This is a genomic window from Roseovarius pacificus, from assembly GCF_900142665.1.
GTDB classification, from domain to species: domain Bacteria; phylum Pseudomonadota; class Alphaproteobacteria; order Rhodobacterales; family Rhodobacteraceae; genus Roseovarius; species Roseovarius pacificus.
Window position 1 is genome coordinate 192071 of the sequence record NZ_FRBR01000006.1, and the last position, 10322, is coordinate 202392.

General features: G+C 59.8%; 12 protein-coding genes and 1 tRNA gene. 7 read left to right on the forward strand and 6 right to left on the reverse strand.

Annotated elements, in window-relative coordinates; all coding sequences use genetic code 11:
• Window positions 1-56 precede the first annotated feature (56 nt).
• Window positions 57-398: a DUF2853 family protein gene (locus BUB53_RS12500; RefSeq protein ID WP_073035106.1), complete on the forward strand. Its 342-nt coding sequence runs from the start codon at window positions 57-59 to the stop codon at window positions 396-398.
• Window positions 399-619: 221 nt separating this feature from the next.
• On the opposite strand, the gene BUB53_RS12505 is transcribed toward BUB53_RS12500, so the two are convergent.
• Genes BUB53_RS12505 through tsaD form a run of 4 tightly spaced genes read right to left on the reverse strand, consistent with a single transcriptional unit; the run spans window position 620 to window position 3362 of the window.
• Window positions 620-1039 carry an EVE domain-containing protein gene (locus BUB53_RS12505; RefSeq protein ID WP_073035107.1) on the reverse strand — a complete coding sequence of 140 codons (420 nt, stop codon included), beginning with the start codon at window positions 1037-1039 and terminating at the stop codon, window positions 620-622.
• A 3-nt stretch (window positions 1040-1042) separates the two neighbouring features.
• Window positions 1043-1312: a YciI family protein gene (locus BUB53_RS12510; RefSeq protein ID WP_073035108.1), complete on the reverse strand. Its 270-nt coding sequence runs from the start codon at window positions 1310-1312 to the stop codon at window positions 1043-1045.
• Window positions 1306-2271, reverse strand: a complete 966-nt coding sequence (locus BUB53_RS12515; RefSeq protein WP_073035109.1) for an NAD(P)H-dependent glycerol-3-phosphate dehydrogenase — start codon at window positions 2269-2271, stop codon at window positions 1306-1308. Before BUB53_RS12515 ends, BUB53_RS12510 begins: the two co-directional genes overlap by 7 nt.
• Window positions 2268-3362, reverse strand: coding sequence for a tRNA (adenosine(37)-N6)-threonylcarbamoyltransferase complex transferase subunit TsaD (tsaD, locus tag BUB53_RS12520; protein WP_073035110.1), 1095 nt, complete (start codon window positions 3360-3362; stop codon window positions 2268-2270). Before tsaD ends, BUB53_RS12515 begins: the two co-directional genes overlap by 4 nt.
• Before the next feature lie 72 nt (window positions 3363-3434).
• Here tsaD and BUB53_RS12525 point away from each other — a divergent pair, with 72 nt between their 5' ends.
• From BUB53_RS12525 to BUB53_RS12540, 4 genes are all read left to right on the forward strand, one after another.
• The gene (locus BUB53_RS12525; protein ID WP_073035111.1) at window positions 3435-4166 is read left to right on the forward strand and encodes a uroporphyrinogen-III synthase; all 732 of its coding nucleotides are present in this window, start codon (window positions 3435-3437) and stop codon (window positions 4164-4166) included.
• A gap of 49 nt (window positions 4167-4215) precedes the next feature.
• Window positions 4216-5481 carry a COG4223 family protein gene (locus BUB53_RS12530; protein WP_073035130.1) on the forward strand — a complete coding sequence of 422 codons (1266 nt, stop codon included), beginning with the start codon at window positions 4216-4218 and terminating at the stop codon, window positions 5479-5481.
• 16 nt (window positions 5482-5497) lie between these two features.
• Window positions 5498-6982 carry a heme biosynthesis protein HemY gene (locus BUB53_RS12535; RefSeq protein WP_073035112.1) on the forward strand — a complete coding sequence of 495 codons (1485 nt, stop codon included), beginning with the start codon at window positions 5498-5500 and terminating at the stop codon, window positions 6980-6982.
• 45 nt (window positions 6983-7027) lie between these two features.
• Window positions 7028-7103, forward strand: a tRNA-Thr gene (locus tag BUB53_RS12540).
• A 99-nt stretch (window positions 7104-7202) separates the two neighbouring features.
• Here the strand turns inward: BUB53_RS12540 and BUB53_RS12545 are convergent.
• A complete protein-coding gene (locus BUB53_RS12545; protein WP_073035113.1) occupies window positions 7203-7754 on the reverse strand; it encodes an AAA family ATPase in 552 nt (183 codons plus the stop codon).
• Between the two features lie 286 nt (window positions 7755-8040).
• Here BUB53_RS12545 and BUB53_RS12550 point away from each other — a divergent pair, with 286 nt between their 5' ends.
• Window positions 8041-8733 (forward strand): Crp/Fnr family transcriptional regulator, encoded by a 693-nt coding sequence (locus BUB53_RS12550; RefSeq protein WP_084729115.1) that lies wholly within the window; start codon window positions 8041-8043, stop codon window positions 8731-8733.
• Window positions 8734-8745: 12 nt separating this feature from the next.
• On the opposite strand, the gene BUB53_RS12555 is transcribed toward BUB53_RS12550, so the two are convergent.
• Window positions 8746-9177: an NUDIX hydrolase gene (locus BUB53_RS12555; protein ID WP_073035115.1), complete on the reverse strand. Its 432-nt coding sequence runs from the start codon at window positions 9175-9177 to the stop codon at window positions 8746-8748.
• A 202-nt stretch (window positions 9178-9379) separates the two neighbouring features.
• Between BUB53_RS12555 and BUB53_RS12560 the strand changes: the two genes are divergently transcribed.
• Window positions 9380-10231: a flagellar motor protein MotB gene (locus tag BUB53_RS12560; RefSeq protein WP_073035116.1), complete on the forward strand. Its 852-nt coding sequence runs from the start codon at window positions 9380-9382 to the stop codon at window positions 10229-10231.
• Window positions 10232-10322 lie beyond the last annotated feature (91 nt).

Genomic DNA, 10322 nt, shown 5'->3' on the forward strand with positions numbered 1-10322 from the left:
GCTGATGTATCAACACGGAAAACCGGCATATTGGCCGGACAGGTGGGAGAGACAGTATGGGAAAGCGTGACGAGCTGATTGCTCAATATGCCGATGATCTTCGCAACAAATGCGGCATGACGCCGGATATGGACCTTTTGACAAAGGTGACCATCGGCTGTGGGCCGGCGATCTACAATGCGGATGCATCGACGGTGGCCGCAACCCAGGAAGCCGAACTTGAAACCGTCAAGAACAACTTCCTGATCAAGAAGCTGGGCCTTGCGGATGGCCCGCAACTGATGGATGCGATCAATCAGGCTCTCGACACCTATGGCCAGTCCGAGCGCAACAAGTACCGCGCCGTGGTCTATTACATGCTGACCAAGCATTTCGGCAAAGAGTCGGTCTACGGCTGATACCGCCCAACGTATCGTGAAACGCCCGCCTTTGCGCGGGCGTTTTCCATTTGAAGGGTATTCTAGGTATTCGGCGTTTGGTTCACGGCGCGCTTTGCCGTAATGTCATTCCAAAGGCCAGTATGGCCGGGACCTGATCCAGAGACACGTGTGGTGAGTAGGGAGCACGTGGGGTGGCGGAGGGTGTCGGCGATATATGGCCCGGCGCCCTCCGTTTATATTCAGGGTTTCACACCGGCCATGTCGCACACGATGCGCCATTCGTCTTCGGTGACAGGCTGAACGGACAGGCGCGAATTCTTCACCAGCACCATGTCGGACAGCCGTTCATCGGCCTTGATCATGTCCAGTGTGACCGGTGTCTCAACCGGGGCGATGGCCTTGATATCCACGCATTCCCAACGCGCGTCATCGGTGGTGCTGTCGGGGTGGGCCTCGGCGATCACCTCGACAATGCCGACCACGGCCTTTTCCTTCTGGCTGTGATAGAAAAAGCCACGATCGCCCACCTTCATCTCACGCATGAAATTGCGGGCCTGATAGTTGCGCACGCCGTCCCATTCCTCGCCTGCGTCGCCCTTGGCAACCTGGTCGTCCCAGCCCCAGGTCGATGGTTCGGATTTGAACAGCCAGTATCGCATCTCTCAGATCACCTTTTTCCATTCGATCAGTTCGACAGCCCCGAACAGGCCCGCCTTGGCGTATGGGTCATGGTCGGCCCAGTCCTGCGCCTGCTGCATCGTTTCGACATCGAGGATCACCAGCGATCCCGCCATGTTGCCGCTGTCGTCCAGCAAGGGGCCTGCCTGCGCGACGATGCCTGTTTCCTTGATATAGGCAAGATGCGCATCGCGGTTGTCCAGACGGGTTTGCAGGGCGCCGGGTTTGTCGCGGGCGATAAGGGCTATCAGCATCGTTCTTCCTTCAATGGTCGTGACAAAAGCATATCCATAGCCTGATCAACCTGCAATTCGCCACTGATCAGGGCGGTGATGGCGCGGCTGATGGGCATGTCGATCTCCATTTTTGCGGCTCGGTTACACACAGCGCGCGCGGTGGCCGCGCCTTCCACCGTGACCGAGCTGTCAAACGTCTCGTTTCGGCCCAAACTCAGCCCGAAACGGTAATTTCGGGACTGATCCGAGGTGCAGGTCAGCACCAGATCGCCAAAGCCCGACAGCCCCGACAGGGTTTCAGGCCGCGCGCCAAGCGCCGTTGCCATGCGCGCCATTTCCGCAAAGCCGCGCGTCATGAGGGCGGCGCGCGCGCTGTCGCCCAGCCCGGCACCGATAACCGCGCCGCACCCGATTGCCATGACGTTTTTCAACGCCCCGCCCAGTTCCGCCCCCGTCACATCCGTGGTGCGGTATATTCTCAGGTTCGGCGTATTGAGGGCCTGTTGAAGCGACTCGCCCGCAGTTTCGTCCGCGCAGGCCAGTGTCAGCGCGGTCGGCAATCCGCGCGCGATATCGGCGGCAAAGGACGGGCCGGTCAGGATGGCCGGGGTCGCCCCGGGCAGTTCGGCCCCGATGATCTGCGTCGGCCCCATCCCGGTGCTGAGTTCCATACCCTTGCAGCAGGCCACCAGCATCCCGCCGGACAGCGCGTCGGTGTAATCGGTCAGGACCGAGCGCAGGCGTTGCATCGGAACGGCCAGCAATGTCGGATGCTGATCGGAAACAGGCTCTAAATCGGCTGTAATCGTGATATTTTCGGGCAGATCGACACCCGGCAGCCGCCTCTCGTTCCGGCGGGTTTTCTGCATTTCCGTGGCATGGCCGGCATTCCGTGCCCACAGGCGCACCGGCCCCTTATGCGCCAGTGAGATCGCCAGTGCCGTCCCGAAGGCGCCCGCGCCCAGAACCGTGATCATGCCTTGGCTCCCTTCTTGCCACTGCCCAGCATGGCCGGGCTGCTGCGATCCAGCGGCCAGCGTGGCCGCGCGGCCAGGTCCAGCCCGTCGCGATGCCCGGCCCGGTACAGTTCGATTCCGGCATAGGCGATCATCGCCGCGTTGTCGGTGCACAGCGATAGCGGCGGCGCAACGAAGCCAACACCGGTTTCGTACGAAACGGCCTCCAGTTTCGTACGAATCGTACGATTTGCCGCAACGCCCCCGGCTACGGCCAATGTCGGCGTTTCGGGGGTTTCGGCCATGTAAATGTCCAGCGCCCGGCGCGTTTTTTCTGCCAGCACGTCCGAGACGGCCTCTTGAAAGCCGGCGCATAAATCGGCTCTGTCCTGCCTTGAAAGCCCGTTTTTTTCCGAGATCAACGCATCGCGCGCCCGCAGCACGGCGGTTTTCAGCCCTGAAAAGGACATGTCGCACCCCGGCCGGTCCAGCAACGGCCGCGGAAACCGAAACCGCGCCGCCTCCCCCTTTTCCGCCTCCCGCTCCACCCCCGGCCCTCCCGGTTGCGGTAAACCCAACAGGCGCGCAGTTTTATCAAAGGCTTCGCCCGGCGCATCGTCGATCGTACCGCCAAGGCGGCTGAAATCATCGCATCCGCGCACGATCAGAAACTGGCAATGCCCCCCGGAAACCAGCAACATCAGGTAAGGATAGGCAATGTTATCGGTCAGTCGCGGCGTCAGTGCATGCCCTGCCAGATGATTCACGCCAATCAGCGGCAGGCCCGACGCGGCGGCAATTCCCTTGGCGCACATGACGCCCGACAGGACGCCGCCGATCAGACCGGGGCCAGCGGTGACCGCGATGGCGTCGATATCGCTCAATGTCAGGTTCGCGTTTGTCAGAGCCTGTTTCACGCATGTATCCAGCTTTTCCGCGTGGGCCCGTGCGGCGATTTCCGGCACGACACCGCCAAAGGCGGCATGCAGGTCGGATTGACCGTAAACGACCGACGCCAGAATATCCGACGTCTCATCGGTGGAGCGGACCACTGCCGCCGCCGTATCGTCACAGCTGCTTTCCAGCCCGAGGATGGTAAGAGAGGAGCGCATGGGGTCTGCCGTTGCGTGTTGCCTTACAGGCAGGTAACACCGGAAGGGCATGCAAACAACTCTGGACAGAGAATGGTGCCCACGATCCTGATTACGCGGCCAGATCCATCAGGTGCCGCCTTTGCCGATCAGGTGCGACGCCGGTTCGGGGACACGGTGCAGATTGTTCTGTCGCCCGTTCTCAAGATCGAACGATGCGGTTCGCTGCCTGATTTGTCGCGGTTTCGGACGCTGATTTTCACGTCCCGCCATGGAGTCGAGGCTTTTGCCGCGTTGTCGGATCGCCGTGATCTTCCCGCATATGCAGTGGGCGATGCGACGGCCCGCAGCGCCCGCGACGCCGGCATGAGCGTTGTTGCCTGTGGCGGGGACGCGCCGAGCCTCGTGGCGCGCATTCTGGCCGATGAGGTGCAGGGCCCGTGTTTGCATATTCATGGTGAACATGCCGCCGGGAATATTTCCGGGGATCTGACTTTAGCGGGAATAGAGACACATGAAACCATAGTGTATCGTCAGGTTGCGGTTGATCTGAACGATATGGCCAAGGCGGCCCTGCAACGGGAAACGCCGGTGATCGTTCCCCTGTTTTCGCCACGTTCGGCACGCCTGTTCTGTCAGGGCCTGACGGCGAGGGCCCCATTGTGGGCCGTTGCGATCAGCGAAAATGCGCGCGCCGAAATACCGGCGGGGCTGGTCAGGGATGTGGTGATTGCACGGCATCCGTCCGCGCCCGCGATGCTGGATGCAATGCAGGGGCCAATAGACGCGGCCAAGCGGCTTGAGGGTGGAAACGCAGCAAAGTAAGGTCGTTTGGCGTGCGCCGGATTGGCTGGATTCGAAAGGGTGGTTCAAAGTGGCTGACAAGAAGACATCTGACAAAGGCGTTGGCGAAGAAACCCAGGCGCCAGAAGAGGATGCAAAAACCAGTCCGGACGAGGCTGACACTCCTGAAGTCGATCAAGACAAGAACGATGAGCAAGCCGAGACTGGCGAAGACGGGATAACCGAAGATGCGCCAGAGGGCGGAAACGACGAAACAGCCGAGGGTGAGGCCGCTGCCGAAGAACCCGCTCGGGACGATGAGAATGCCGGGGACCAGCCAGACGAGATAAGTGCGCCCCCTGCGCCCGTCACGACAGAACAGGTTGTGATCCGCAAGGGTGGGTTTTTTCCCATGGTATTAGGCGGTGTCGCCGCTGCGGTTATCGGGTTTGGCGTGGCGCGCTTTGTCCTGCCGGACTGGCCTTTTGCCAGCGATGACCAGGCCGGATTTCAACAGGATGTGGAGCAACGCCTGCAAAGCCAGTCCGCGGCCATTGACGGGATCGAAAGCAAGCTGAACGCAATGCCGGAAACGCCGGACACGGCAGGGATCGAGACTGCGCAGGCCGAAATCATGTCCCGGCTTGACGGGGTGTCCGATCAGGTGTCGCAGGTGACGGCGCGACTGGACGATATTGATAGCCGGTTGACCGAAGTGGAAAAACGCCCGGTGGATGAGGCCGCATCGGATGCTGCCGTGGCCGCTTATGAGCGGGAACTCAAGGCATTGCAGGATTCGATGGCACAACAGCGGGCCGAGATCGAGGCGATGGCCCAGGACGCCCGCGCCATGGAGGAAAGCGCCGAGGAAACGGCCCAGGCCACCATGCGGCGTGCCGCCCTGACACGAATCCAGACAGCGTTGGATACGGGAACCGGGTTTGCCTCGGCGCTGGCCGATCTGGAGGCTGCTGGGGCATCGGTGCCCGATGCGCTGGCCGAGGCGGCCAATAGCGGTGTTCCGACACTGAATGAGTTGCAAAACAGCTTCCCCGATGCTGCGCGCCGAGCGCTGGCCGTGTCCCGCCAGTCGACCGGGGAAGGCACAGGGGTTGGCGGGTTCCTGCGCGATCAGTTGGGCATACGATCTTTGACGCCGCGCGAAGGCGATGACCCCGATGCGGTTCTGTCGCGTGCCGAGGCGGCCACCCGCGATGGACGATTGCAGGATGCACTGGCCGAAATCGAAGCACTGCCCGAAGCCGGGCGTGCCGAATTGTCAGACTGGGCAGGACAGGTTGCGCGGCGGTTACAGGCCGTGGGCGCGGCGGAAAACCTGGCGCAGGACATGAACTGAGAGCGAGGGGCGCATTATGCTTTGGTCGATTATAAAGATTGTTGTTTTCATCGCTCTTGTTGCTGCTGCGGCGTTCGGCGCGGGACATTTGCTGGAGCTTGAAGGCGGTGTGCGCATCGTTTTTGCCGGGTTCGAGATCAATCTCACACCATTGAAAGCCGTAATCGCGTTGATCCTGCTGGTTCTTGCGATCTGGATTCTGCTCAAGCTGTTCACGTTGCTGATTGCGATCCTGAAATTCATCAACGGGGATGAAACCGCGATTTCGCGCTATTTCGATCGCAGCCGGCAGGAAAAGGGATATCGGGCGCTGTCCGAGGGAATGATGGCATTGGCCTCGGGTGAGGGCGATCTGGCGATGTCCAAGGCCAACAAGGCCGAAAAGTATCTGCGCAAGCCGGAACTGACCAATCTGATCACGGCGCAGGCGGCGGAAATGTCGGGCGATCGCGATAAGGCCGAAAAGGTTTACAAGCGTCTTTTGAAGAATGACAAAACCCGATTTGTGGGCGTTCGCGGCCTGATGAAGCAGAAGCTGTTGGATGGGGATACGGAAACCGCACTGAAGCTGGCCGAAACCGCGTTTGCGCTGAAACCCAGACACGATGAGGTTCAGAATACGCTTTTGCAGCTTCAGGCGCAGTCATCGGATTGGAAGGGTGCGCGCAAGACACTGAACGCCAAGCTGAAATACGGCACTTTGCCCCGTGATGTGCACAAGCGGCGCGATGCCGTTCTGGCCTTGTCCGAGGCTCGCGATATTCTGGATGAGGGCAACGACATCGAGGCGCGCGAGGCGGCGATCGAAGCCAATCGGTTGTCTCCGGATCTGATTCCGGCGGCCGTGCTCGCGGCGCGCAGCTATATCGAACAGGGGTCGAAAAGACACGCGGCCCGCGTCGTGCGCAAGGCGTGGGATGTGAAACCGCATCCCGACCTGGCCGCCGCCTTTGCCGAGATCGAGCCGGATGAAACGCCCGAGGAGCGACTCAAGCGGTTTGCGAAACTTCTGAAGGTGCATCCGAGCCACCGTGAAACCCGGCTGCTGGATGCCGAGCTGCATCTTGCAACCGAGGACTTTCCGGGTGCGCGCCGCGCGCTTGGCGACATGGTCGAGTCTGATCCGGACGCCCGAGCGCTGACCATCATGGCCGCGGTCGAACGCGGCGAGGGGGCGTCGGATGCCGTCGTGAAGGGGTGGCTTGCGCGCGCATTGTCCGCGCCGCGCGGGCCTGCGTGGGTCTGTGACAACTGCCACCATATTCACGCTCAATGGGCGCCTGCCTGCGAAAACTGTCATGCCTTCGATACCCTGTCCTGGACACCGCCGCCGATGGCCGCGATCACGACGTCGACGGGCCTTGAGATGCTGCCCCTGATCGTGGGAAGCCTCGAGGACAAAACAGACGACGACGAAGACGAACCGGACGAAGATGTCGTCGATGCGGAACTGGTCGATGAAAACACTGAACCGGAAGAGGCGGAAACAGCCGAAAAATAGGTCTTTCCCCCTTCGATTGGCGGTGCTATTAGCCGCTTCCACGGGGCCGCTGTAGCTCAGCTGGTAGAGCACGTCATTCGTAATGATGGGGTCGGGGGTTCGAGTCCCTTCAGCGGCACCACTTCAATTTGAAAACCAGATATATTCAGCGGGTTGTGCGCCACTGGTGGGTTTTGATCCACCTTTCCGCCCATCTGACAAATGTCGCAATCGGTAAATGTCAGGTCGTTGTACTGGTTCGTAGATGATCCGCCACAAAATCGGCGCGCGCCTCGATCCCCGCAAACGGAAGCCCGACCACCCGGTACCCAAGCCGGGTATAGGTTTCGGCCATGACCCTGCCGGTTGCCTCGGCCTCTTGCTTGTCCTGTTTCCGCTCGGCATCCTGCGTAAAGATGGCGTCCCAATACGGGGCAAGGAAAACATGCCGGTTATAGGGGTAGTGTTTCGCCGCCGCCTCGACATGAGGAGGAACGGGCAGGCCACACAGTGTGAGATAACCGATTACATCGGGGATGCCGCGATCCATTATCACCGATTCGGTCATAGCCGAAGCTTTTCGGTGCGACCGCAGTTCCCACCCCAGCATGAGTTCCGCGAAAGCGGCGCGATCCGACCAGGGCAGGGCCGTTCCGCCAATCGTGACCTGATCCTGTATGATCGCGCGGCCGCCCTCTGGCATAGTGTGAAAGCCGCGGCGCGCCAGTGCCTCGATCAGACTGCTCTTGCCGGAGCCGGGACCGCCAGTTACGACGACCATATGGTTACACATGTGCTTTCCCTGGAGTCTGTGGAAATAGGGTGGGGGGCGGGTCTTGCGGTTGAAACAGAACCGGCGCTCCCGGATCATGAGACCCGCCCAAACCGTGACTGTCGGCGGGAACAACCGGAACGCCTTCGTAAGACAAAGCATATGGCAGGCCTAGTCCATGCCTCTTCACGATAGGGTCTGCATTGCGCATTTCACCGCCTGCCGTCTCGGACGATTCTTTTCTTGGTGGTATAATATCCGTGTCGTCGTATTGTGATTGTGCGGGAACAAAAAGACGAGAACCCCGATGAGATCAGATGTATCTGCTGCGGCAGGGCGTTGTCCCGTTTTGTCTCGTGTTAGTCGGGTAAGGCGCGAAGAACTCGTTTCGCATGCCAGAATCGTCGAGTACGAAAGCGGGGACTCGCTCTATATACATGACGAACCAGCCGACAGGTGCTTTGTTTTGTTGGCGGGATGGGTCAAGCTTTATCGTGTGCGACGCACGGGAGAAGAAGCCGTGATCCGGGTTCAGACGCAGGGCGAGGCGATGGGAATCAACGACGCCATGCGAAATGGGCGATACAGCCATCATGCGAGCGCCGTCACGCCGAGCCGTGCTATTGTGTTTCCCTCGCAAGTGGTCCGCAGGGCGCTCAGGGCAGACCCGAATTTCGGCAATGTGCTGCTGCATCATTTCCTCGAGGTGAATGACCAGTTGCAGGACCATATCGAAACGCTCAAATCCATGAAGGCAATCGAGCGCCTGGCGAGTTTCCTGCAAATCCATGCAGAAGCGCAGCCGAACGAAACGGTCGTCACACTTCCATTCGATAAGGCCACCCTGGCGCGCTATCTGGGCGTTCAGCCTGAAAGCCTGTCCCGCGCCTTGAAAAAGCTGTCCGAGTATGGTGTCCGGGCTAAGCGCAGCCATATCGAGATCACTGATATTGAAGCGCTCGATGCATTGACACAAAGAGGAAAAGACACGCTGGGGTGATATGCGCCGGGCTCAGCCCGCTGCCTGACGCGCAACCCTGGCAACGTCGCGGCTGAGCGACACCTCGCTTTCGATATCCGTCAGGGAAACCCATTTCGCATCCAAAGCGTCATCGGCTGCCACCGGTTCTCCTTCTTGCCAATGGCACTGAACCGCGATCAGGACGAAATGCCGACGCAGCGCCCCATCATCCTTGTGGTCGAAGGCATCGACCGCGTTGAAGGCAAACTGCGCCTCGGCTTTGACGCCCGTTTCCTCGAACAATTCACGCTCTGCCGCGTGCAGCAAATCCTCTCCGAACTCAACTTTACCGCCGGGAAATCCCCACAGGCCTGCATCGGGTGAATTGGCGCGCTGAACCAACAGAACGGAGCCGGCGCGGATCACGACGGCGAGAACAGCAACGACTGGTTGAGTTGCGGTGAGATGAATATTGGCAGACATGGGCAATGCTTAGCCAACTCGGAAGGGTTCGGCGACAGTAAATTCGGGATATTCGGTGCGGACAGCCGCCCGGTATCGGGTGCTGTCATTTTTTCGCGTCCCGGGGATCTGGTTCGCGAAGCCATGAAAAGTCTAAACGTTAAGTCGGTGCTAACGCCTTGTCTGCTAATCCTGAATACGGGTGAGTTGAAAGGTGGTGAGAATGAGCGCGCCGGGCGGTAACGTCGCGCCAGTCATCATCAAGAAGAAAAAGGTCACGGGCGGTGACGGGCATCATGGTGGTGCCTGGAAGGTCGCTTATGCCGATTTTGTGACGGCAATGATGGCCTTTTTCCTGTTGATGTGGCTGCTGAATGCGACAACGGAGAAACAGCGAAAAGGTATCGCGGATTATTTCAATCCGACGGTTCCGATCAGCCGGATATCCGGTGGTGGAAGCGGTAGTTTCGGCGGAGACAGTATCTTTTCCGAAATGGAACTGGCCCAGAATGGAACGGGCGCCACTAACCGAAATCCGACCGAGGCCCGTCAGGCCAGAGGTGCGACCGGTGTATCGGATCGTGGCAGGACAGGGATGCAGGAGGTACAAAGCGATTTGTCCGAGGTGCAAGAGGCCTTGATGGCGAGCATCCGTGAAAACAGCGAGGGCCGGGATGCGTATCGCAATATTTTGACACGTGTAACCGACGAGGGCCTTGTAATCGAGTTGTTCGATTTGGCCGGGCGTCAATTGTTCGAGGCGGAAAGCGATCGCCCGACGCGCCTTTTGACGGATCTGGTCAGTCTGGTCGCGTCGGTATCGCAGCTGGTCGAAAATCCGGTTGCTGTCGAGGGGCACACCCGGTCCAGACCTATCGTCATGATTGAAAATCCGGTCTGGAGCCTCTCCATGCTTCGCGCCGACCGTGTGCGCCGGATGTTGAAAGGCGACGGATTGGTTGCCGAGCGGCTGCATCGCGTGACAGGTCATGCGGATCGCGAACCGGTTACAAAGAACCGGATGGCCATCAGGAATAACCGGATCGAGATCATCCTGTTGAGGTCTGACCTCTAGGCAGCGTCTGCATTTAAGCGATCCATGCCATTGTACATGCGAGGTTGACGAAGGCTTCGAATGAACTGACGGTTTTCTCGCACCTGAGCGC